34 protein-coding genes are annotated in these 23089 nt (G+C 29.2%); 26 read left to right on the forward strand and 8 right to left on the reverse strand.

All coding sequences use genetic code 11. The annotated features are described in order from the left end of the window. From rplB to ACTTAY_RS02270, 23 genes are read left to right on the forward strand one after another with little or no spacing between them, the layout of a single operon-like run. The gene (gene rplB, locus ACTTAY_RS02160; RefSeq protein ID WP_075506807.1) at positions 1-840 is read left to right on the forward strand and encodes a 50S ribosomal protein L2; all 840 of its coding nucleotides are present in this window, start codon (positions 1-3) and stop codon (positions 838-840) included. Beyond that, positions 840-1130 (forward strand): 30S ribosomal protein S19, encoded by a 291-nt coding sequence (gene rpsS, locus ACTTAY_RS02165; protein ID WP_075506806.1) that lies wholly within the window; start codon positions 840-842, stop codon positions 1128-1130. Before rplB ends, rpsS begins: the two co-directional genes overlap by 1 nt. 2 nt (positions 1131-1132) lie before the next feature. Continuing rightward, positions 1133-1531 carry a 50S ribosomal protein L22 gene (gene rplV / locus ACTTAY_RS02170; protein ID WP_440672192.1) on the forward strand — a complete coding sequence of 133 codons (399 nt, stop codon included), beginning with the start codon at positions 1133-1135 and terminating at the stop codon, positions 1529-1531. Beyond that, positions 1515-2195 carry a 30S ribosomal protein S3 gene (gene rpsC, locus ACTTAY_RS02175; protein ID WP_075506804.1) on the forward strand — a complete coding sequence of 227 codons (681 nt, stop codon included), beginning with the start codon at positions 1515-1517 and terminating at the stop codon, positions 2193-2195. The genes rplV and rpsC overlap by 17 nt, the downstream gene beginning before the upstream one ends. Continuing rightward, entirely contained in the window at positions 2195-2605 is a 411-nt protein-coding gene (rplP, locus tag ACTTAY_RS02180) for a 50S ribosomal protein L16 (protein ID WP_075506803.1), read from the forward strand. The genes rpsC and rplP overlap by 1 nt, the downstream gene beginning before the upstream one ends. Continuing rightward, positions 2606-2797 (forward strand): 50S ribosomal protein L29, encoded by a 192-nt coding sequence (rpmC, locus tag ACTTAY_RS02185; protein WP_440672193.1) that lies wholly within the window; start codon positions 2606-2608, stop codon positions 2795-2797. It abuts the gene before it with no gap. After that, positions 2790-3026: a 30S ribosomal protein S17 gene (gene rpsQ, locus ACTTAY_RS02190; RefSeq protein WP_428080011.1), complete on the forward strand. Its 237-nt coding sequence runs from the start codon at positions 2790-2792 to the stop codon at positions 3024-3026. Before rpmC ends, rpsQ begins: the two co-directional genes overlap by 8 nt. Beyond that, positions 3026-3394 (forward strand): 50S ribosomal protein L14, encoded by a 369-nt coding sequence (gene rplN, locus ACTTAY_RS02195; protein ID WP_008544079.1) that lies wholly within the window; start codon positions 3026-3028, stop codon positions 3392-3394. The genes rpsQ and rplN overlap by 1 nt, the downstream gene beginning before the upstream one ends. Before the next feature lies 1 nt (position 3395). Then, entirely contained in the window at positions 3396-3641 is a 246-nt protein-coding gene (gene rplX / locus ACTTAY_RS02200; RefSeq protein WP_262589105.1) for a 50S ribosomal protein L24, read from the forward strand. After that, positions 3641-4195, forward strand: a complete 555-nt coding sequence (gene rplE / locus ACTTAY_RS02205; RefSeq protein WP_440672194.1) for a 50S ribosomal protein L5 — start codon at positions 3641-3643, stop codon at positions 4193-4195. The genes rplX and rplE overlap by 1 nt, the downstream gene beginning before the upstream one ends. 2 nt (positions 4196-4197) lie before the next feature. Beyond that, the gene (gene rpsN / locus ACTTAY_RS02210; protein ID WP_075506797.1) at positions 4198-4503 is read left to right on the forward strand and encodes a 30S ribosomal protein S14; all 306 of its coding nucleotides are present in this window, start codon (positions 4198-4200) and stop codon (positions 4501-4503) included. 11 nt (positions 4504-4514) lie between these two features. Then, the gene (gene rpsH, locus ACTTAY_RS02215) at positions 4515-4910 is read left to right on the forward strand and encodes a 30S ribosomal protein S8 (RefSeq protein WP_428080012.1); all 396 of its coding nucleotides are present in this window, start codon (positions 4515-4517) and stop codon (positions 4908-4910) included. Further along, positions 4910-5449 carry a 50S ribosomal protein L6 gene (gene rplF, locus ACTTAY_RS02220; protein ID WP_262589108.1) on the forward strand — a complete coding sequence of 180 codons (540 nt, stop codon included), beginning with the start codon at positions 4910-4912 and terminating at the stop codon, positions 5447-5449. The genes rpsH and rplF overlap by 1 nt, the downstream gene beginning before the upstream one ends. Continuing rightward, entirely contained in the window at positions 5449-5805 is a 357-nt protein-coding gene (gene rplR, locus ACTTAY_RS02225) for a 50S ribosomal protein L18 (RefSeq protein ID WP_440614295.1), read from the forward strand. Before rplF ends, rplR begins: the two co-directional genes overlap by 1 nt. 2 nt (positions 5806-5807) lie before the next feature. Continuing rightward, positions 5808-6323 (forward strand): 30S ribosomal protein S5, encoded by a 516-nt coding sequence (gene rpsE / locus ACTTAY_RS02230; RefSeq protein ID WP_440672195.1) that lies wholly within the window; start codon positions 5808-5810, stop codon positions 6321-6323. Next, positions 6323-6775 carry a 50S ribosomal protein L15 gene (gene rplO, locus ACTTAY_RS02235; RefSeq protein WP_440672196.1) on the forward strand — a complete coding sequence of 151 codons (453 nt, stop codon included), beginning with the start codon at positions 6323-6325 and terminating at the stop codon, positions 6773-6775. The genes rpsE and rplO overlap by 1 nt, the downstream gene beginning before the upstream one ends. Positions 6776-6784: 9 nt before the next feature. Then, entirely contained in the window at positions 6785-8065 is a 1281-nt protein-coding gene (gene secY / locus ACTTAY_RS02240) for a preprotein translocase subunit SecY (protein ID WP_075506791.1), read from the forward strand. After that, positions 8066-8629, forward strand: a complete 564-nt coding sequence (locus tag ACTTAY_RS02245) for an adenylate kinase (RefSeq protein WP_440648593.1) — start codon at positions 8066-8068, stop codon at positions 8627-8629. It begins immediately after the preceding gene. 55 nt (positions 8630-8684) lie between these two features. Then, positions 8685-9068: a 30S ribosomal protein S13 gene (rpsM, locus tag ACTTAY_RS02250; protein ID WP_075506789.1), complete on the forward strand. Its 384-nt coding sequence runs from the start codon at positions 8685-8687 to the stop codon at positions 9066-9068. 2 nt (positions 9069-9070) lie between these two features. Then, positions 9071-9520, forward strand: coding sequence for a 30S ribosomal protein S11 (gene rpsK, locus ACTTAY_RS02255; RefSeq protein ID WP_075506788.1), 450 nt, complete (start codon positions 9071-9073; stop codon positions 9518-9520). Beyond that, a complete protein-coding gene (locus ACTTAY_RS02260; RefSeq protein ID WP_075506787.1) occupies positions 9520-10548 on the forward strand; it encodes a DNA-directed RNA polymerase subunit alpha in 1029 nt (342 codons plus the stop codon). Before rpsK ends, ACTTAY_RS02260 begins: the two co-directional genes overlap by 1 nt. Then, positions 10548-10991, forward strand: a complete 444-nt coding sequence (gene rplQ, locus ACTTAY_RS02265; RefSeq protein WP_440672197.1) for a 50S ribosomal protein L17 — start codon at positions 10548-10550, stop codon at positions 10989-10991. Before ACTTAY_RS02260 ends, rplQ begins: the two co-directional genes overlap by 1 nt. A gap of 10 nt (positions 10992-11001) precedes the next feature. Continuing rightward, on the forward strand, positions 11002-11919 hold the full coding sequence (locus tag ACTTAY_RS02270; RefSeq protein WP_440651479.1) for an RluA family pseudouridine synthase: 918 nt from the start codon (positions 11002-11004) through the stop codon (positions 11917-11919). Here the strand turns inward: ACTTAY_RS02270 and lipB are convergent. Continuing rightward, a complete protein-coding gene (lipB, locus tag ACTTAY_RS02275; protein WP_440672198.1) occupies positions 11897-12514 on the reverse strand; it encodes a lipoyl(octanoyl) transferase LipB in 618 nt (205 codons plus the stop codon). The two genes, ACTTAY_RS02270 and lipB, sit on opposite strands and share 23 nt — an antisense overlap. A 61-nt stretch (positions 12515-12575) precedes the next feature. Between lipB and mgtE the strand changes: the two genes are divergently transcribed. After that, a complete protein-coding gene (mgtE, locus tag ACTTAY_RS02280) occupies positions 12576-13949 on the forward strand; it encodes a magnesium transporter (protein ID WP_440672199.1) in 1374 nt (457 codons plus the stop codon). Here the strand turns inward: mgtE and panC are convergent. Next, positions 13946-14791 carry a pantoate--beta-alanine ligase gene (gene panC, locus ACTTAY_RS02285; RefSeq protein WP_440672200.1) on the reverse strand — a complete coding sequence of 282 codons (846 nt, stop codon included), beginning with the start codon at positions 14789-14791 and terminating at the stop codon, positions 13946-13948. The two genes, mgtE and panC, sit on opposite strands and share 4 nt — an antisense overlap. Before the next feature lie 4 nt (positions 14792-14795). Between panC and ACTTAY_RS02290 the strand changes: the two genes are divergently transcribed. Continuing rightward, positions 14796-15611 (forward strand): sugar phosphate nucleotidyltransferase, encoded by an 816-nt coding sequence (locus ACTTAY_RS02290; RefSeq protein WP_440672201.1) that lies wholly within the window; start codon positions 14796-14798, stop codon positions 15609-15611. Next, positions 15608-16903 carry a UDP-glucose dehydrogenase family protein gene (locus tag ACTTAY_RS02295; RefSeq protein WP_440672202.1) on the forward strand — a complete coding sequence of 432 codons (1296 nt, stop codon included), beginning with the start codon at positions 15608-15610 and terminating at the stop codon, positions 16901-16903. Before ACTTAY_RS02290 ends, ACTTAY_RS02295 begins: the two co-directional genes overlap by 4 nt. 1 nt (position 16904) lies before the next feature. Here the strand turns inward: ACTTAY_RS02295 and ACTTAY_RS02300 are convergent, their stop codons facing one another. From ACTTAY_RS02300 to ACTTAY_RS02325, 6 genes are read right to left on the reverse strand one after another with little or no spacing between them, the layout of a single operon-like run. Beyond that, the gene (locus ACTTAY_RS02300) at positions 16905-17366 is read right to left on the reverse strand and encodes a RidA family protein (RefSeq protein ID WP_440672203.1); all 462 of its coding nucleotides are present in this window, start codon (positions 17364-17366) and stop codon (positions 16905-16907) included. Between the two features lie 3 nt (positions 17367-17369). Then, positions 17370-17657, reverse strand: coding sequence for a hypothetical protein (locus tag ACTTAY_RS02305; RefSeq protein WP_440672204.1), 288 nt, complete (start codon positions 17655-17657; stop codon positions 17370-17372). Continuing rightward, positions 17654-20239, reverse strand: coding sequence for a type I DNA topoisomerase (gene topA, locus ACTTAY_RS02310; RefSeq protein WP_440672205.1), 2586 nt, complete (start codon positions 20237-20239; stop codon positions 17654-17656). Before topA ends, ACTTAY_RS02305 begins: the two co-directional genes overlap by 4 nt. A gap of 37 nt (positions 20240-20276) precedes the next feature. Then, complete coding sequence (plsY, locus tag ACTTAY_RS02315; protein WP_440672206.1) at positions 20277-20855, reverse strand: glycerol-3-phosphate 1-O-acyltransferase PlsY; 579 nt, start codon at positions 20853-20855, stop codon at positions 20277-20279. A gap of 2 nt (positions 20856-20857) precedes the next feature. Further along, positions 20858-22144, reverse strand: coding sequence for a dihydroorotase (pyrC, locus tag ACTTAY_RS02320; RefSeq protein ID WP_440672207.1), 1287 nt, complete (start codon positions 22142-22144; stop codon positions 20858-20860). Next, entirely contained in the window at positions 22145-23083 is a 939-nt protein-coding gene (locus ACTTAY_RS02325) for an aspartate carbamoyltransferase catalytic subunit (RefSeq protein WP_440672208.1), read from the reverse strand. Positions 23084-23089: the final 6 nt, after the last annotated feature.

Consider the following 23089-nt stretch of genomic DNA (forward strand, 5'->3'; position numbering starts at 1 on the left):
ATGGCATTAAAAACTTTTAAACCATACACAAAATCTACCAGAGGTACTATTTTAGTAGATAGAACAGGTCTATGGAAAGGCAAACCTTTTAAAACTCTTGTTTCTCCAAAAAATGCTATGAAGGGTCGAAATAATAATGGACACATCACTTCAATTAACAGAGCAGGTGGTCATAAGAAGATGTATAGACATGTTGATTTTTATAGAAAAAAATTTGACATGGAGGCTACAGTTGAAAGAATAGAATATGATCCGAATAGATCTTGCTACATAATGTTGGTTAAATTTGAGGATGGAACACATTCGTATTTTTTAGCTCCTCAAAAAATTAAAGTCGGAGATAAGATTGAGAGTGGATCGAAAAAAGAAATTAAAATTGGAAATTGCATGCCGTTACAAGATATACCTGTTGGTATCAATATTCATAACGTTGAAATTCAACCAGGTGGTGGAGGTAAAATAGCTAGAGCCGCTGGTTCTTCAGTTACAATTAGTGGATTAGATGGAAATTATAGTTTAATTAAATTAGCGTCAGGTGAAGTACGTAAAATAGACTCTAGAGCTTTAGCTACTATTGGAATTTTAAGTAATCCTGATCAAAAAAATATTAAAATTGGAAAAGCTGGTAGATCAAGATGGTTAGGAAGAAGACCTCATACTAGAGGTGTTGTTAAAAATCCAGTTGATCACCCACATGGAGGTGGTGAAGGTAAGTCAGCAGGAGGAAGGCATCCAGTGTCTCCAACAGGACAATCAGCAAAAGGTTTAAAAACTAGAGATAATAAGAGAACAGATAAATTTATAGTTAAGAGAAGAAATAAAAGGAAGGATACTAAGTAATGGCTAGAGCTGTATGGAAAGGACCATTTGTTGAAGAAAGCTTGATGAAAAAAGTAGACAAGTACAAAGATGATCCAAAGAAAATTCCAATTAAAACTTGGTCTAGAAAATCTACTATTCTTCCAGATTTTGTAGGGGTAGCTTTTCAAATATATAATGGTAAAAAATTTATTCCAATAACAGTATCAGAGGATATGGTTGGTCATAAATTAGGAGAGTTTGCTCCAACAAGAACTTTTTTTGGACACACACCAGCCGATAAGAAAGCTAAACCAGCAGAGAAAAAATAATTATGGGAAAGAATAAGAAAATTGATAAAAACAACAATAAGACTGTAAAGTCTATAAACAATGGAATTAGATCTAGCGTAAGAAAGATTAATCCAATTCTAAAAAGTATTGTTGGTAAAAAGGTTGATGTAGCTATTAGAGACCTGCAGTTTTCAGAAAAAAGAGTTACAAGAGATATTAGAAAGACAATTAGCTCAGCTGTTGCAAACGCTGAAAATAACTTTCAATATGATATTGACAATTTAATTGTCAAAGAAGCGTATTGTGGAAAAAAAATTGTTATGAAAAGATTTAGACCAAGAGCAAAAGGTAGAGCGGCACCAATTTTAAAACCTTGGTCAACAGTAACTATAATTTTATCAGAGGCAAAACAAATGGAGAAACATGGGACAAAAGGTTAATCCTGTAGGTTTTAGATTAGGTGTAAACAGAGGTTGGGACTCTGTTTGGTATGCTAAGAAAAAAGATTTTGGCAACTATCTAATTGAAGATTTTAAAATAAGAGAATACATCAAGAAGAATGTAATTAATTCAGGTGTATCTAAAGTGATGATAGAGAGAACGTCAAACAAATGTTACGTTACAATTTACACATCTAGACCTGGATTTGTAATTGGTAAAAAAGGTAGTGATATTGATAAAATTAAAAATAACTTATCAAAATTTACGACAAATGAAGTCAACTTAAATATCAAAGAGGTTAAAAAACCTGAAACAAATGCATATTTAGTTGCTGAAAACATTGCACAACAGTTAGTAAAAAGGATTTCATACAGAAGAGCCATGAAAAGAGCTATGCAATCATGTATTAGACTAGGTGCAAAAGGCATTAAAGTTTCGGTAAGTGGAAGATTAGGTGGTAATGAGATCGCTAGAACTGAATGGTTAAGAGATGGTAGTATACCATCACACACTTTAAGAGCAGATATAGATTATGCAGAAGCGGAAGCTCTTACAACATATGGAATTATTGGAATTAAGGTTTGGATCTATAAGGGTGAAGTTTTTGCAAGAGAATTTAGCCAGGAAACAAACAAAGTCACTCCAAAGGAAGGTAAACAATAATGCTTCAGCCTGTAAGAACTAAATGGAGAAAAGCTCATAAAGGAAGAATTCATGGTAATGCTACTAGAGCAAGTACTATTAATTACGGTGCATATGCCTTGAAAGCATTACAGCCTGAAAGAGTTACTGGAAAACAAATTGAAGCTGCTAGGGTTGCTTTAACTAGACATATGAAAAGACAAGGCAGAGTATGGACAAGAGTTTTTCCAAATATTCCAGTTTCTAAAAAACCAATAGAAGTTAGAATGGGTAAAGGAAAAGGATCACCAGAATATTTTGCTTGTAGAGTAAAACCTGGAAGAATTTTATTTGAAGTTGATGGTGTTTCTGAACAAATTGCCAAAGAGGCACTTTACAAAGCTTCAGCAAAGCTACCAATAAAAACAAAGACAATAAAGAGATTTGCATAAATGAAAAAACAAGAAATTAAAAAATTAAGCAAAGATGAAGTTATCAAAAATATTGATAAGCTTAAAAAAGACTTATTTAATTTTCGATTTCAAAAAATGAATTCTCAAATAACTAATCCTGCAAAAATTAGAGAAACAAGAAAAACAATTGCAAGATTGAAAACAATTTTAAAAGGAAAATCAAATGCCTAAAAAAATATTAACAGGAGTGGTGATAAGCGACAAACCTAATAAAACAATTACAGTTATGGTAGAGAGAAAATATTCACACCCTGTATTAAAAAAAGTCATTAGAGTCAGAAAAAATTACAATGCTCATGATGAAAATAATACATTTAAAACAGGTGATAAAGTTTCAATTATTGAAAGCAAACCATTTTCAAAAAATAAAAAATTTCAAGTTATGGAGAATAATAAATAATGATTGGTGTACAGACAGAATTACAAGTTGCTGACAACACTGGTGCAAAAAGAATAGAGTGCATCAAAGTATTGGGTGGATCTAAGAGAAGATATGCCAGCATTGGAGATACAATTGTAATTGCTGTGAAAGAGGCTATCCCTAAGGGCAAAGTAAAGAAAGGAACCGTTCATAAAGCTGTAGTAGTAAGAGTTAAAAAAGGAATTCATAGAAACGATGGATCAAAAGTAAAATTTGATAATAATGCAGCAGTATTAGTTGACGATAAGGGTGAACCAGTTGGTACTAGAATATTTGGCCCTGTTACCAGAGAATTAAGAAGTAGAGGGCAAATGAAAATAATTTCATTAGCGCCGGAGGTTTTATAAGATGATTAAAAAAGGTCTAAAAGTAAGAGTGCTAACTGGAAAAGACAAAAAAAAAGAGGGTGAAGTTATCGAAATCGACAGAGCAAATAATAGAGCCAAAGTAAAAGAAATTAATATGGTTAAAAAACACGTTAAAACAACAAAAGAGAAAAAAGGTGGTATTTTTTCAAAAGAAGGTTTTATTCATTTATCAAATTTAAAATTAATAGATGAAAAAGCAGAAAAGAAAAAAGAGGCTAAGAAATAATGACTCCAAGATTAAAAGAAATTTTTAATAAAGAAATACAACCAGCTTTAAAAGACCAATTTGGCTTCAAAAATATTTACATGGCGCCAAGAATTGAAAAAATTGTTTTAAATATGGGTCTTGGTTTAGATGGTTCAGACTCTAAAATTCTTAAATCGTGTGAAGAGGATATGGCTAAGATAACAGGCCAAAAACCTGTAACTACAAAATTTAAAAAATCTGTAGCTAATTTTAAGACAAGAAAAGGATCTAATGCAGGCTTAAAAGTAACTTTAAGAAAAAATAAAATGTATGAATTTTTAGATAGATTAGTAAATATTGCTCTTCCTAGAATTAAAGATTTTAGAGGATTGTCGGCAAAAGGTTTTGATAAATTCGGAAATTATACTTTTGGCATAAAGGAACACATCATTTTTCCAGAAGTTAGTTTTGATAGAGCTGATAAAGTTAGAGGCTTAGATATCGTTATTGTTATAAAAGCTATTAACAAAGAGCACAGCTTTGCATTGTTAGAAAAAATGAATTTTCCGTTTATTAAAAAAGGAGACAATTAAAAATGGCTAAACTTAGTGCTGTAAATAAAAACAAAAAAAGAATTAAACTTTCAGACAAGATGTTCAAGAAAAGACAAAATTTAAAAAAAATAATAATGGATAAAAAACTTCCATTAGAGGAAAGATTTAAGGCGCAGCAGAAATTATCAAAATTGCCAAGAAATTCAGCTAAAACAAGAGTGATGAATAGATGTGAGATAACAGGTAGACCACATGGTGTTTATAGAAAATTGAAAATATCTAGAATTGCTCTTCGACAATTAGGTTTACAAGGAAAAATACCTGGCTTAGTTAAGTCGAGCTGGTAGGAAGGAAAATTATGAGTTTAAGTGACCCAATAGGAGATATGATAGCTAGAGTTAAGAACGCTCAAGCAAGAAATCATAAAAAAGTAGATCTGCCATCATCAAACTTTAAATCAAAAATTGCAGATATACTAAAAAATGAAGGTTTTATAAAAGATTTTAAAATTAGTTCAGAGGATAATAAACCAACATTGTCTTTAGAACTTAAATATCATTCTGGTAACCCAGTAATTAGTGCATTTGAAAGAGTTTCTAAACCAGGAAGAAGAATTTTTTCTAGTGCTGAAGGTTTACCTAAAATTAATAACGGTCTAGGTATTGCAATAGTTTCTACACCAAAAGGTGTAATGACTGATATTGACGCCAGAAAACAACGTGTTGGTGGTGAAATTATTTGTAAGGTATTTTAATGTCTAAAATTGGAAAAATAAATATATCAATCCCAGAAAAGGTTAAAGTTGCTTTAGCTGGCAACATTATAAATATAGAAGGGCCACTAGGAAAGAAATCAATAAATATTGATTTAGATATGTTTAATTTGGATATCAAAGAAGGAAAAGAGATTTCAATTAAACCAAAAAAAATTGACCAAAATTCAAAAAGACTTTGGGGCATGAACAGAAGTTTAATTAATAATGCCGTGATTGGCTCGAGTACTGGCTACGAAAAAGTGTTAGAGCTTGTAGGTGTTGGTTATAGAGCGGCATTAAAAGGAAATCAGCTAAATTTACAATTAGGCTACAGTCATGATATTGATTTTGACATTCCAGAAGGAATTAAAATTGCTGTAGAAAAACAAACTACACTTAAGATCACTGGATCTGACAAACAATTAGTTGGTGAAGTTGCATCAAAAATTAAAACATTTAGAAAAATTGAGCCATATAAGGGTAAAGGTGTTAGAGAAAAAGGCCAATATGTTCTTAAAAAAGAAGGTAAGAAAAAATAATGAAACTAAACACTAGTATTAGAAAAAGATTTAGAGTTAGCAACAAAGTAAAAAAAGTTGCTCCAAAAGATAGATTTAGATTAAGTATTTCAAGATCTGCCAAAAATATTTCAGCTCAAATCATTGATGATACAAAAAAAGTAACTTTGTTATCAGCTTCATCCATTGAGAAAGATGTAAAATCATCTGATAAAATTAACAAAACAGAGCTTTCAAAATTAGTTGCCCAAAAGCTTGCAAAAAAAGCTCAGGAAAAAAATATTACAAAAATTTATTTTGATAGAGGATCTTATAAATATCATGGTAGAATTAAAGCATTTGCAGACACGTTAAGAGAAAATGGGATGGAATTTTAATTATGGAAAATAACAAAGACAAAAAAACAGACGATATTTTAGAAAAGTTAGTTCATATCAACAGAATTACAAAAGTTGTAAAAGGTGGAAGAAGATTTGGTTTTTCAGCTCTTGTAGTAGTAGGCAATCAGGCTGGAAAAATTGGAATAGCACACGCGAAAGCAAAACAAGTTCCAGATGCAATTAAAAAAGCTAATGAAATGGCGAGAAGAAAATTAACACATATACCTTTGAGAGAAGGAAGAACAATTCATCATGATGTAAAAGCTAAAGATGGCTCTGGTAGAATAGTTTTAAGAGCAGCATCAAAAGGTACAGGTATTATTGCAGGTGGTCCAGTTAGAGCAGTATGCGAGGTATTGGGTGTAAGAGATATTGTTGCTAAATCAATGGGCACATCAAATGCACACAATGTGATTAGAGCTACTATGAAAGCTTTAATGAAACAAAATTCACCAAAACAAATTTCAGCAATAAGAAATAAAAAAATATCAGAAATTATTGAAAAAAGAGGATAATGATTACATTAAATACAAGACAGAAAATTAATAAACCTAAAATTAGAGTAGGAAGAGGTATTGGTTCTGGAAAAGGTAAGACATCTGGGAGAGGTGTTAAAGGTCAAAAATCTAGATCTGGTGTTGCAATAAAAAGTTTTGAAGGTGGTCAAATGCCTTTATACAGAAGATTACCTAAAAGAGGTTTTAATCCAATTTCAAAAGAAAACATTGCAATTTTAAACTTGGAAAAAATTCAGTCTTATATTGATAAAAAAAATATTAATCCAAATGAAGTGCTTAATTCTTCATCTCTAAAAAAATTAAAATTAATAAACAAAAACTCTACAAAATTAAAAATATTAGGTACTGGAGAGTTAAAAGATAAAATTAATATTGAGGCTGACTTGGCATCAAAATCAGCAATAGAAAAACTAGAAAAAATTGGTGGATCTATTCAATTAAAAAAATAATTTGTTTAAATGAGCGCATCATCTTCAACAAATGATCTAAGAAATAGAATAATTTTTACCATAGCAATCCTTGCGGTATATAGATTTGGTACGTTTGTTCCTTTACCAGGAATTGACCCAGAACAATTAAAAATCATGATGGACGGTAATCAAAAAGGGTTACTTGGTATGTTCAATGTTTTTGCTGGCGGTGCCGTCAGTAGAATGGCAATTTTTGCTCTTGGTATAATGCCATACATATCATCAGCTATTATAGTTCAGTTGTTAACAGGGGTTTCTGATTATTTTAAGAATTTAAAGGCTCAGGGAGAAACTGGCAGAGCAAAGATTACTCAAATTACAAGATATGGAACAGTTTTACTCGCTACAGTTCAAGGTTATGGTTTATCGGTAGGTTTAGAGTCTTCTGCCGATTTAGTAATTAATCCAGGAGCATTTTTTAAAATTACAACAGTAACAACTATTGTTGCTGGTACAATTTTTCTTATGTGGTTAGGAGAACAAATCACTCAAAGAGGAATTGGAAATGGAATTTCTTTAATTATTTTTGCAGGTATCGTTGCAGAAATACCTAGAGCTTTAGTTACAACTTTTGAATTAGGTAGAACAGGTGCTGTATCAACTTTCATGATCTTAGCAATTTTTGTTCTTTTAATATTAACTATTTTATTTGTTGTTTTTATGGAGAGAGCTTTAAGAAAAATTCTTATCAATTATCCTAAAAGACAAATGGGAAACAAAATGTACGGTGGAGAGTCTTCTCATTTGCCACTGAAAATTAATCAAGCAGGAGTAATACCAGCAATTTTTGCGTCTGCTTTATTATTATTACCAGTTACTTTTTCTAATTTTTCTTTTTCGAACAATGAAACTTTTTTAAATTTAAGTTCTTATTTCACTCAAGGTCAGCCTTTGTACATGTTGCTATATGCATCTGGTATAATATTTTTCACATTTTTCTATACTTCAATTACATTTAACCCAACTGAAACTGCAGAAAACTTAAGAAAATATGGTGGCTTTGTACCAGGAATTAGACCTGGTGAGAGTACAGCATTATATATTGAAAATATTTTAACTAAACTTACTACAATAGGTGCTCTATATTTGACACTTGTATGTTTAATGCCAGAATTTTTAATAGCTAATTACCCAATTCCTTTTTATTTGGGTGGTGCATCTATTCTTATTGTTGTTGTTGTAGCCATTGATACTGTAACTCAAATTCAAACAAGATTAATGAGCTCTCAATACGAACAATTAATTAAGAAAACTAAATTTGGAAAGTAAGTGAATATAGTTTTGTTTGGACCGCCTGGTGCTGGTAAAGGTACTCAAGCTAAATATTTAGTAAAGAAATTAAATTCCTTTCAAATCTCAACTGGTGAACTTTTAAGAGAAGAAATATATAAAAATTCAGACATTGGTAAGACAATAACTAATGACATGAAAAATGGTAAATTTGTAAGTGACGAAATTGTAAATAAACTTATTGAAAATTTAGTTTCTGACCCTCAAAAAAAAAACAGATTAATATTTGATGGATACCCTAGATCTTTGAGCCAAGCAAAAAATTTAGATATCTTACTCGAGGCATCAAATCAAAAAATAGATTTAATTTTGTATCTTAAAGTTGATAAAGATACAGTGGTAAAAAGACTAGAGAAAAGAAAAATTATTGAAAATAGATCAGACGATGAAACAAGTACTATTCTAAAACGTTTTGATACATACATGAACACAACAGAGCCAGTGCTTAATTACTACTCAGAGAATCCTAAATTTAAGGAAATTGATGGAAGCTTAGAAATAGACGAAATAACAAGGAAAATAGACACTTTTATAAATGTTTAAGACGTTGACTTTGATTAATCTTCTTATATAAAAGGCACAATTTATCACAAAAATTATGGCTCGTATCGCAGGTATAAACATTCCACAAAATAAACTTGTCCACATTGGACTGACATATATTTATGGAATTGGAGATAAATTCTCACAACAAATTTGTTCTTCTCTAGAAATTCCAAGAGCTAAAAGAGTGAATGAGTTAACTGATGATGAAATTTTAAAAATAAGAGAATACATCGATCAAAATTTTAAAGTCGAAGGAGATCTTAGAAGAGATTATTCTTTAAGTATTAAAAGATTGATAGATCTTGCATGTTATAGAGGAACAAGACATAGAAAAAAATTACCTGTAAGAGGTCAAAGAACAAGATGTAATGCAAGAACAAGAAAAGGAAAAGCAATCGCTATTGCAGGGAAGAAATTAACACCAACTAAAAAATAATAATGGCAAAAACAGAAAAAACTGACAATAAAGATCAGAAGGTAGAAAAATCTTCTAAAAAAAGTGCAAAGAGCTCCTATTCAAAAAAGAAAAAGATAAAAAAGAATATTTTAAATGGAATTGCTTATGTGCAGTCAACATTTAATAACACAATAATTTCAATTGCTGATACAAATGGAAATGTAATATCCTGGGCATCTGCTGGACAGAAAGGATTTAAAGGATCAAGAAAATCTACACCTTATGCAGCTCAAATAGCAGCGGACTCCGCAGCATCAAAAGCATTAGAGTATGGAATGAAAACTTTATCTGTTGAAGTAAAAGGGCCTGGTTCAGGAAGAGAAACAGCATTAAGAGCTTTACAAGCAAGAGGTTTTAAAATTTTGTCAATTAAAGACACAACACCGATGCCTCATAACGGAACTAGACCACCAAAAAAAAGGAGAGTTTAATGGAAGTAGAAAACGTTAATGTTAAAAATTGGAAATCTTTGATTAAACCATCTAAATTAGATGTTCAAATTAGTGATGACTTAACACATGCTAAGATTATAGCTGAGCCTTTAGAAAAAGGTTACGGATTAACTTTAGGAAACTCCTTAAGAAGAATTTTGCTTTCTTCAATCAGAGGAGCTGCAGTTACTTCGATACAAATAGATGGTGTTCTACATGAATTTACATCAATTAAAGGTGTAAGAGAAGATGTAACGGACATAGTATTAAATGTTAAATCACTAGCTTTAAAATGTAATTCTGAAGGTACAAAAAAATTAGTTTTAGACGCAAAAGGTCCGGGTGAAATAAAAGCTTCAGACATTGCTCCTGTGACGGATGTAGAAATATTAAATCCTGAGTTAGTAATTTGTAACTTAGATGAAAACACTACTTTTCACATGGAAATGAATGTAAACACTGGAAAAGGTTATGTTCCAGCTGAGCTAAATAAACCAGAGGAGCCACCACTAGGTTTAATTGCCATTGACTCTTTGTATAGTCCTGTAAAAAAAGTTTCTTATTCTGTTAGCACAGCAAGAGAAGGTAAGGCTCTTGATTATGATAAATTAACAATGGAAGTAGAGACTAACGGTTCAATTTCTGCAGAAGATGCCGTTGCGTATTCTGCTAGAATTTTTCAAGACCAGTTGAAAATGTTTGTTAATTTTGATGAGCCAGTTGAAGCTCCAGTAAAAGAAGTTTCATCTGAACCTGAGTTTAATAAGAATTTATTAAGAAAAGTTGATGAATTAGAGCTATCAGTTAGATCAATGAATTGCTTAAAAAATGACAACATAATTTATATTGGTGATTTGGTTCAAAAATCTGAGGGTGAAATGTTAAGAACACCAAATTTTGGAAGAAAATCTTTAAATGAGATTAAAGAAGTTTTAACTGGAATGTCTCTGTATTTAGGTATGGAAATACCAAACTGGCCACCAGATAATATTGCAGAAATGTCTAAAAAATTAGAGGAAGCAATTTAATGAGACACGGCTTAGCCAACAAAAAGTTAAATAGAACTTCTGAGCATAGAAAAGCTCTGTTAAAGAATATGTTAAATTCTTTAATAAAATATGAACAGATTAAAACTACATTGCCAAAAGCAAAGTTTTTAAGACCTCAAGCTGATAAAATTATTACTTTAGGTAAAAAAGATACATTACAAACAACTAAGAAGCTTGTGTCTCAACTGCAGGATATTAAATCAGCTAATAAAGTAAAAAAAACCCTTTCTAAAAGGTATTCAAATAGAAAAGGTGGCTATACTAGAATTATTAAAGCGGGTTTCAGATATGGTGATAATGCTCCAATGGCAATTATAGAATTTGTAGATAGAGATGTTGAAGCAAAAAGAGTATATAAGAAGAAAAAAGATACGTCAAAAGAAGCTCCAAAAATAGAAGAAAATAAACAAGCTACAGCTTAAATCCTAAGTTATGAACAAGTCATACATCGTTGATTCAACGTGTAATGATATGCGTATTGATAGATGGATGAGATTAAATATTGGAAAAATACCTCAAGGTTTAATTGAAAAATATCTTAGGACAGGAAAAATTAAAATTAACAAAAAAAAAGTTAAAAGTTCTCACAAAATAAAAAAAGGAGATCAGATAAATATATTTAATATTGAATTTAAAGAAAGAGTAGAACAAAAAAAAATAAAATTTTTACCAACTAAAGAAATAATAAAATCAAACGAAGATCAAATTATTGATGATAATGATAATTTTGTTGTATTAAATAAAGCAGCAGGAATATCAGTACAAGGTGGTACAAAATCTAAAAAAAACTTAGTTGATATTTTTGCAAAGAGTGAAATTTTTAAAGGAACAAAACCTTATTCTGTTCATAGATTAGACAAAGATACATCTGGCGTATTTATAATGGCAAAAAATAGAGAGAGTGCGCAGCTACTAACATCATTATTCAGATTAAGAAAAGTACATAAAACTTATCTTGCCATATGCCAAGGAGAAATTAATAAAAACACAGGTGTTTGGGATGATGACTTAATAAGATATGATGGTGATAAAAAGTTAGTAGAAAAAGCAAAAACTATATTCAAAGTAATAGATAAAAATTCTGAAGCATCTTTATTAGAGTTAAAACCAATAACTGGAAGAAAACATCAGTTACGTAAACAACTTTTTGCAGTTGGTAATCCTATATTTGGAGATACGAAATATAAACTATCTAAGTCAGATAAAGGTATAAATAAAAATCTTATGCTGCACTCATATCAAATTAAATTTAAAATAAATGATATGAAGCATACTTATTCAGCTTTATTGCCAGAATATTTCAAAAAGTTGTTAAAATCAAAAAGACTTAGTTTTTCAAATTTGAAATAAAATTTTCAATAATTTCATTATTCAAGTTAGAATAATCTTGATTTAAAATTTTTTTTAAATTTGTAACACCTTTATCGGAAATTCCACAAGGTATTATTTTTTTATAATTTTCTAAGTTGTTATCAACATTTATTGCAAATCCGTGATATGCAATCCATTTTCTCACCCTAATACCTATAGCAGCAATTTTTTGAGTTTCATTTTTGTTTTTATACCATATTCCAATATTTTCTTTATCAGGAAACGTTTCAACATTATATTTTTTTAAACTTTGAATAATTGTATTTTCAATAGTTGTAATAAATTTTCTAATGTCTTTTTTTTCTCTTAGATCAATAACAAAATAACAAATTAATTGACCAGGACCATGATACGTAATTTTTCCACCTCTGTTTGTTTTTAATAGATCAATTGATTTATCAATTATTTCATTTTCTTTATATGATGTACCTGCAGTAAAAACTTCAGGATGTTCTAAAATCCAAATTAATTCTTTTTCTTTATTAGCTGCAATATTTTTTAATCTAGACTCTAATAGATCAATTGCCTCAAAATAATTTACTGGTTTTATTGACTTTTTGATCTCTATATCCATTTAAAATTTGTAATATTTTAATTATGTATTAATAGTGCACAACTAAATTATAGGTACATTTATGTCTTTAAATAAAAAAACTAAAGATAAAAAAGTAAATTTTGAATTCAATAAAGAATATTTGAGAGTTGTTACCTCTAAAATAGCTGACAATGATGCAAAATTTATTAACGATTCATTCAATGAAATGCACCCTGCTGATGCAGCAGACATAATTGAACACTTAAGTATAAGCGATAGAGAAAGTTTAATTAAACTAAATAATTTTAATATTGATGCAGAGGTTTTTGTAGAATTAAATGAGTCTATACAAACTGAAATAATTAAATATTTATCTTCAGATTCAATTGTAACTATTCTTACCAATTTAGAGTCAGATGACGCTATTTCGATTTTAGAAAATGTACCTGAGGAAGACAAGAACACTATATTAAGCTCATTACCACCTAAAGACAGATTTGCTTTGTTAGAAAGCTTAAGCTATCCAGAAGATACTGCTGCTAGACTAATGCAGCGTGAGTTTACAGCTATACCAAGCAACTGGTCTGTAGGTCAAACAATTGACTATTTAAGAGAAAATAAAGATCTGCCTGAAGAATTTTTGGAAATTTTTATTGTTAATGAAGAATTTAAACCTATTGGAACAGTTCCATCATCAAGAGTACTTACTTCACCAAGAGATACAAAAATGGCAAGCATCATGTCAGAATCTCAACTATTAGTGCCTGTTGATATGGACAAAGAAGAGGTGGCCAATCTATTTGAAAATTACAATCTAAATTCAGCAGCCGTAATTGATAAAAATAATAAATTGGTAGGAATGATTATGAACGATGATGTTCTTACAGTCCTAAAAGAAGAGGCTGAAGAAGATGCATTAAGACTTGCAGGTGTAGGTGATGAGGAAATTACTGATGGTGTTGTTACAAAAACTAAAAGAAGATTTAATTGGCTTTTATTGAATTTATTTACAGCCTTTTTGGCAACTTGGTGTATTAGTTTGTTTGGAGCAACTATTGAGCAAATGGTTGTTCTTGCTTTCCTGATGCCAATTGTTGCTTCAATGGGTGGAAATGCAGGAATGCAAACATTAGCTGTTACAGTCAGAACAATTGCTACAAATGATTTAACTCAAAATAATTTTTCATCAAATGTTTTTAAAGAATTTTCAATTGGTATATTAAATGGAATTATATTTGCTGCCATAAGTGCTTTAATAGTTCAAATTTGGTTTCAAGATAGTGTTCTTTCAATAATCATTTCAATATCAATGGTACTTACGATGATTATAGCTGGACTGTTTGGTATACTTGTTCCTTTTACTTTAAAAAAAATGAATATTGATCCCGCAATTGCATCTAGTGTTTTTGTTACCACCATTACTGATGTTATAGGTTTTGTCTCATTTTTAGGTGTTGGGGCTTACTTTCTCTAAAAATTATCAATCAATCTTACGTTATCAATATAATACGCAACAAATAAACGTGAGCCTTTAACAGTATTAGATATTTTAAGATTTTTAATTGATCTTAATTCCAAGTATTCAATATTAATTTTTAAAAATTTCTCAAAATATTTCATTTGAATTTTTAAATTTTGTTTTATTTTTTTACTATTTGCTAAATTTTTTTTAAATTTAATTAGACTTTTACTTAAAACACTTGCTTTTTTAATTCCATTTAAATCCAAATGATTATTTCTTGAAGACAACGCTATTCTGTTTTTATTTCTAATCGTTTTGCATGGAATAATAGAAGCTTTATATTTATTTTTTAGATAATTTTTTATTAAGAAATATTGTTGATAATCTTTTTTGCCCATAAATATTTTTTTCGGATTTACTAAATTAGTTAATCTTCCCATTACATCTAGCACCCCTTCAAAATGGCCTTTTCTAAATTTGGCGCATAAAATTTTATCTTTTTTTGAGATTTTTATGTTTGATTTTCTATTATTATTATAAACATCTTTGAATTTTGGAATGTATAAGAAATCTACCTTTTTAGTTTTTTTTAAAATTTTAATATCTTCTTTAATATTTGTAGGATAGTTTTTGAAATCTTTTTTGTTGTTAAATTGTTTGGGATTAACAAAAATACTTACTATTGTCTTTTCGCAAGTTCGATTTGATCTTTCTATAAGTGATAAATGACCTTCATGTATACTCCCCATTGTGGGAACAAAGCCAATATCATTAAATGGCCTTAAAACTTTAAATAATGAATTATTATTTAATATAATTTTCATTTGTATTAGAAATCTAGATAAGTAAAACATTTATATGATTAAACAAGCAATTATTCCTCTAGCAGGTCAAGGAACTAGACTTTTGCCTTTAACAAGTGTTTTTGCAAAAGAACTGCTCCCAATAAATGGAAAGCCAGGTATTGAGTATATTTTAGATGAATGTATTGAGGCTGGTATAAAGGAAGTTGTTTTCATCATATCAAATAAAAAAAAAATGATTAAAAATTATTTTTATAGTGACACTTTTTATAAAAAAATTATTAAAAAGAAAAAAGATCCTAGAATAATTGCTGAATATAAAAAAATATTAAAATATAAAAAACTAATAAAATTTGTATATCAAAATATACCAAAAGGTACAGGTGACGCTGTATTTAAAACGAGAAAATATATAAAAGATAAATATTTTTTAATGTTGCTACCAGATGATTTAATAATAAAAAAAAACTGTTCTAAAGATATGATTAAAGTACATCAAAAGCACAAATCTTCTGTAATGGCTAGTATGAAAGTTAATTCTAAAACAGTTTCAAGATGGGGCATCTATAGTTTAAACAAAAAAATTTCCAAAAATGATTATTTTATTGATGGTGTAGTTGAAAAACCCTTAATTAAAAATGCTCCTTCTAATAAAGCAGTAATAGGAAGATATATCCTTCCCAAAACTATATTTAATAAATTAGCCAAGCAAAAACCTGGTAACGGTGGTGAAATACATATAACAGATGCTATTCAAACTTTAATAAAAGAAGGTGAAAAATTTATTGCTCATAATTTTTCAGGTAAATATTTAGATTGTGGGACAATGCAAGGATTTATTAATTCTAACAAAGAAATAGGAAAACTATGAAACTTTGTATGATAGGTACTGGTTATGTTGGTTTGGTGAGTGGCGTTTGTTTTTCAGACTTAGGTAATGATGTTATTTGTGTAGATAAAGATAATAATAAAATTAATAATTTAAAAAATGGTAAAATACCTATCTATGAGCCAGGTTTAGAAGAATTAGTCAAAAAAAATATAAAAAATGAAAGATTAAATTTTTCAACAAATTTAAAAGAATCTGTGAGAAAATCTGACATAGTTTTTATATGCGTTGGAACACCAACTAAAAAAAATAGTAGCAGTGCTGACCTTTCTCAAGTTTATTCAGTTGGAAAAGAAATATCTAAATCAATTAATAAATTTAAAATAATTATAACAAAATCAACTGTTCCTGTTACTACAGGTGATGAACTAGAAAAGATTATTTCAAAAAAAGTAAATAAAAAGTTGTTTTCAGTAGTATCTAATCCTGAATTTTTAAGAGAAGGTGAGGCAATTCGAGATTTTATTTATCCTGATAGAGTAGTTGTTGGTTCAAACGAAGAAAAATCAAAAAAAATAATTAAAAATTTATATTCTCCATTAATTTCCAAGGGTGCAAAATATGTTTCTACAAATAGACGAGCCGCTGAGTTAATTAAATATGCTTCTAATGCTTTTTTAGCAACTAAAATTACATTTATAAATGAAATTGCCAATTTATGTGAAAAAACTGGTATAGATGTTGAAGATATATCTATAGGAATTGGACTTGATAACAGAATAGGAAGTAGATTTTTAAGAGCTGGTCCTGCATATGGAGGCTCTTGTTTTCCAAAAGATACTAAAGCTATTGTATCTACAGCTGATAAATTTAAATCTAATTTATCTGTAATTAAAAGTGTTATTAAATCTAATCAGAATAGATCAAGTTTATTACTTAAAAGGCTTCATTCAATAATTAAAAAATTTAATAATAAAAATGTTTCATTTTTGGGAGTTACATTTAAAGCAAACACTGATGATATGAGAGACTCCTCAAGTTTAAAATTAATTCCTTATCTATCTAAAAAAGGAGCAAAGATTAAATATTATGATCCTACTGGTTCAAAAAAAGAATTCAACAATTTAAAAAATGTTGAATATGCTAATTCAATTCAAAACTGTATTTCTGGTTCAGACCTTATAATTATTCATACTGAATGGAATGATTTTAAATCAATTAATTTTAAAAAACTTTCTAAGAATAAAAAACTTATTATTTACGATATGAGAAATATATTCTCACCAACTAAAATAAAGAAACTAGGTATAAAATATTTCGGTATAGGAAGATAGTTTAGTTTAACTCAAATATAGCATCAACTTCTACAGAAACGCCAAGTGGTAAACTATTGGTACTTACTGCAGCTCTTGTATGCATGCCAGCATCCCCAAATATTGATGCAATTAAATCTGAAGCTCCATTAATTACTTTTGGCTGTTCAGTAAAGTCATTTGTTGAATTAACAAATCCAGTTAATTTGATACATGATTTTATTTTAGATAAATCTCCATCACAAGCAGCTTTCGCTTGAGCAACTAAGCTTAATCCACATCTTTTTGCAGCTTCATAAGCTTGTTCTGTACTTAAATCTTTTCCAACTTTTCCCTTAATTAATTCTCCATTTTCATCTATCGAAATTTGACCAGAAATAAAAAGTAAATTTCCAAATTTTTTTGTTGCAACATAAGATCCAACAGGAGGCTTCGCCTCTGGAAGTTCTATTTTTAATTCTTCTATATTTTTATCAAAATTCATTAACTATTCTTTTTTTTTAATCTTACTTTTAACTTTATCTCCAATTTCTACAAGATTTTCTTTCAGTTCTTTGGCTTTTTTAGATGTCCTTTCTTTTAATTCTTGAGTTTTTTTTGATGTTCCATCCTTTAATTTTTTAGCTTTTTTTGAACTTGCTTCTTTTAATTTTTTTGCATTACATTCCAAGTACTCTTTCGATAATTTTTTAAATTCATTACATTTATTTTCTTCTGCAAATGAAAAGGTACTTTTGAAAAAAAAAACTATGAAAATTATAAATAGTTTTCTCATTTTTTCTTTTTATTTTTGCCTTTTTTGTTTTTGTCGTATTCTCTTCTTTTTTCAATTAAGATTAAAGCCTCTTCCATTGTAAGCTCTGTTGGATCTTTTTCTTCAGGAATTGTTGCATTTAAAGATTTATATTTAATGTAAGGACCATATTGTCCCTTCATAACTCTAACTGGTTTTTTATCTTCTGGGTGTTCTCCTAAATCCTTAATAATTGAAGAAGACATTCTTCCTGGTTTTGCTTCAGCAATAAGAGTAATTGCTCGATTTAATCCTATAGAGAAAATTTCATCAATATTCTCTATTCTAGCGGATTTGTTTTCACACTTAAGATAAGGACCAAATCTTCCAGTATTTAAAATTATTTCTTTTTGATTATCAGGGTTAACACCAATTGATTTTGGAAGAGAACATAAAAACTGAGCTTTTTCTAAATCTATACTTTCTAACTCTAAACCTTTTGGTATAGAAACATTTTTAATTAATTCATTAACATCCGGTTTAGATTTTTTGGTTTTTTTCTTTTTTTTAGTTTTTGTCTCCTCTAATTTTTCTTCCTCAAGTTTTTCATATTGAAGATAGGGACCAAATCTTCCATTTTTCAGATATATATCATTACCATTTTCATGTTTTCCTAAAAATTTAGGTTCTGCTAACTTTGATTGAGCCGCTGCTTTTGCCTTAGACAAGGGCCTAGTAAATTTACACTCTGGATAATTTGAACATCCTATAAAAGCCCCACCTCTAAAACTATTTTTAAGACTTAGTGAACCTGTTTCACATAGCTGACATTTTCGAACAATATTTCCGTCCTTATCAGTATTAAAAATTAAAGCTCCTAAACTTTCATTTAAAAGATCTAAAACTTCTCTAGTTCTTTTCTCCTTAACTTCAGAAACATTATTATTAAAATCTTTCCAAAACATCTCTAAAACTTTTATCCAGCTTTCTTTACCAGTTGTAATTTCATCTAATTGATCTTCTAAACCTGCTGTAAAGTTATAATCAACATATTTGGAAAATAACTTTTCTAAAAAAGCTGAGATAAGTTTGCCACGATCTGTTGGAAAAAACCTTTTATTTACTATTTCTGCATAACCTCGATTAGCTATAGTTGAAATTATACTTGCATATGTAGAAGGTCTGCCAATTCCCAGTTCTTCTAATTTTTTTACTAAACTTGCTTCAGAATATCTTGGAGGTGGCTGTGTAAAATGTTGTTCATCCATTAATGCTTCAATATTAATTGGCCCTTTAGACATTTCTGGTAAAATTTCTTCATCATCATCTTTACTTGTATTTGAGTAAACTTTTAAAAAACCATCAAATTTAAGTACAGAGCCACTTGCCTTACATATTGTTTGATTATCTTCAGATTCTATTGTTATGGTATTTCTATCAAATTGAGCGACCTCCATTTGTGAGGACAAAGCTCTGGACCAAATTAAGTTATATAGTTTTTGTTGATCATTGCTTAAATATTTTTTTAAAGTATCTGGTACTCTATTTATATCTGTTGGCCTAATAGCTTCATGAGCTTCTTGTGCGTTCTTAGCTTTTTTACCAGAATAATTATTTGCAGATGCAGGCAAATATTCATTACCATACTCACTTTTAATAAAATTTCTAAAATCATTTACTGCATCAGCTGATAAATTAGTTCCATCAGTTCTCATATAAGTAATCAATCCAACAGTATCTCCATCAATCTCAACACCTTGATATAATTTTTGTGCAATTTGCATTGTTCTTGAAGCTCCAAAACCTAATCTACTAGATGCAACTTGTTGTAATGTTGAGGTTGTAAATGGACCAGAGGGGTTTCTTTTTACAACTTTTGATGAAATATCTGTTATTTGAAATTTTTTATCTTTTATTTCTTTGATTGCTTTTTCAATGCTATTCTTGTCTCTAAAAGTAAATTTTTCTATTTTGTTACCATTTAATTGTGAGATGCTTGCAGTAATAGTATTTTTATTATCATCTCCAAATTTAAGAGTAAGTGTCCAAAATTCCTCTGGATTAAATAATTCTATTTCATGCTCTCTTTCAGTGATTAATTTTAAAGCTACAGACTGAACTCTTCCAGCTGATTTTGACCCAGGTAGTTTAGTCCAAAGTATTGGAGAAATATTAAAACCAACCAAGTAATCAAGAGCTCTTCTTGCCATGTAGGCATCCACTAACAAAGGTTCAATTTGTCGTGGATTTTCAATACCATGAATTACAGCTTTTTTGGTTATCTCATTAAAAACAACTCTTTCAATTTCTTTATCTTTTAAAAGTTTTTTTTCATCAAGATATTCTTTAACATGCCATGCTATAGCTTCTCCTTCACGGTCAGGGTCAGTAGCCAGTATTATTTTAGAGGATTCTTTTGCAGCATCAGTTATTTCTTTTAAATATTTTTTTGAAAAACTATCAACTTCCCATTCCATTTTAAAATTATGATCAGGATCAACCGATCCATTTTTCGATGGTAAATCTCTTATATGACCATAACTAGCTAAAACAGTATAATTATCACCAAGATATTTGTTGATGGTTTTAGCTTTTGCAGGACTTTCAACTATGACTAGATTCATAATTTAACAAACTACTTAAAAGTGTTTGATAGTCAAATTAATAAATTTTGGTCTTGTTTTCTTCTTTATTTATCAGTCGTTTAATATTTTCCCTATGAGTATAAAATATTAAAACAAACATTATTCCAAAAAATAATTCATTTTCTGTTAAATCAAATAGAAATAAATAAACAGGAACTGAAAAGGATCCAATCAATGATGCTAATGACGAAAATTTAGAAATAAAAAAAGTTACAATCCAACAAATACCAAAAACTATTCCAAACATTATGTTTATACTGCACAATATACCAATATAAGTTGCTACTCCTTTACCACCTTTAAACTTTAACCAAACTGGAAAAACATGACCCAGAAAAGCACATAAAGCTGATACATAAATTAGATCTGGAAAATTTACCTTTACATATAAAACCGGGATAACTGCTTTAACGATATCTAGTATTAAAGTTGAATAACCAATAAATTTATTTCCAGTTCTTAGCGCATTTGTTGCACCTATGTTACCTGATCCAATTTCTCGAATATCTTTTTTTAAAAATATTTTTGTTAATATTAATCCAAAAGGGATAGAACCCATTAGGTACGAGACAATACCTATTGTTAATAATTCCATTTTTATATCTTAAATAATTCTTTACCTTTTACAAATGTATTGGTTGCTTTTCCTTGAAGTTTTTTGTCCTCAATAGACGTATTTTTGGACTTAGAAATTAAATTTTCTTTTTTTACAATCCAAGGTTTATTTATATCAACTATACAAAAGTCAGCATCATTACCAATTGAAAGATTTCCTTTATTGATATTTAAAATTTTAGCTGGATTGGATGTTAGTGCTTGGATTATTGTTTCAAGTTTTACAGATCCATTGTGAAATAGTTCTAAACTTAAAGACAACAATGTTTCAATACCGGAAGCACCTGTTGCTGCTTGAGAAAATGTCAATCGTTTTGATTCTTCATCTTCAGGTTTATGATCTGAAACAATGACATCAATTGTTTTATCTTTTAATCCTTGGACTAACGCCAATCTGTCTTCTTCTTTTCTTAGTGGCGGAGATAATTTTAAAAATGTTTTAAAATCTCCGATATCATTTTCATTTAATGAAAGGTTATTTATTGAAACTCCACAAGAGAATTTAATATCATTCTTTCTTTCTTTAATGATTTCTACCGATTTACCTGATGATAGTTGAGATATATGATATCGACACTTTATTTTTTCTAATAATGTTAAATCTCTCTCAATAATTATTCTCTCAGCTACGTCTGGTATACTTGATAACCCAAGTTTTGTAGCGATTATACCCGAATTTATCATACCGTTTTTTGCCAACTCATAATCCTCAGCATGTTGCATTATTAGGCATCCTAAATCCTTTGCTGAATTCATTATTCTTGACATTAATCTAGTATTTTGAATTGTCTTTACACCATCTGTAAAAGCTACAATCCCTTTACTAGCTAATAATCCAAATTCCGTCATATTTGTTCCCTCTACATTTTGCGTAAGAGATGCGCATGGAAATATATTAATCTTAGATTTATCTCGTCCTCTTCGTTTTAAAAAATCTACTATTGAAACATTATCAATTACAGGATCTGTATTAGGCATTGTTACCACAGATGTTACTCCTCCAGATAGAGCTGCATTACTTAAAGTTCTAAAATTTTCTTTATACTCATACCCAGGTTCTCCAACAAAAACTCTCATATCGACTAAACCAGGGAATATATATTTTTCTTTTAAATCAATTGGTTTTTCTCTGGACGGTAAATTATTTTTATTTACTTTTTTTCCTATTGCTTCAATTTTACCTTCTTCACTAACAATAAGTCCTCCATTTTCATTAATTGAATTTTGAGGATCAATTATATTTGCGTTAATAAAGTATTGTTTTTTCATTTATTCACAAAATATTTTTAAACAAGCCATCCTTACAGCAACTCCAAGTTCAACTTGCTCTTTGATTACACTTTTATTTATATCGTCTGCCAATCTTGTATCTATTTCGATACCTCTATTCATTGGGCCAGGATGCATTATTAGTGCATCAGATTTAGCATGATCTAATTTATCAGGTGTTAAACCATAATATTCATAATACTCTCTATTTGATGACAAATAAGAACTTGTCATTCTCTCATTTTGTAATCTTAACATCATTACAATATCACAATCTTTCAATCCTTTTTTCATATCGGTAAAAGTATTAACACCAAACTTTTCAATTTCTTTTGGCATTAAATTTGTTGGAGCAACAATATTAACTTCAGCACCAAGCATCGTTAGTAAATAAATATTTGATCTTGCGACTCTAGAGTGAAGAATATCTCCACATATAGCAATTTTTAATCCTTCAATTTTTTTCTTTCTATTTCTTATTGTTAAAGCATCCAGTAATGCTTGTGTAGGGTGCTCACGTCTGCCATCGCCAGCATTTAATACCACACAATTTACTTTCTGAGATAATAAATTGCATGCTCCAGAGTCTTGATGTCTTATTACAATAATGTCAGGATGCATCGCATTTAGAGTCATTGCTGTATCAATTAAAGTTTCACCTTTTTTAATTGCTGAATTATTCATATTCATTGACATCACATCAGCACCAAGTCTTTTTCCAGCTAACTCAAATGAACTTTGTGTTCTTGTTGATGGTTCAAAAAATAGATTAATTTGAGTTTTGCCTCTAAGAACATCCACTTTTTTGTTCTTACTCTGATTTAATTTAATGAAAGTTTCAGATTCATCTAAAATGTAGTTAATATCACTAACTGATAGATCTTGGATACCTAACAAATGTTTTTGAGAAATTTTAATAGCCTTGATGTTTTTTGCCATTAAAAT

The organism is Candidatus Pelagibacter sp. HIMB1715, from assembly GCF_052047595.1.
Lineage (GTDB): Bacteria > Pseudomonadota > Alphaproteobacteria > Pelagibacterales > Pelagibacteraceae > Pelagibacter.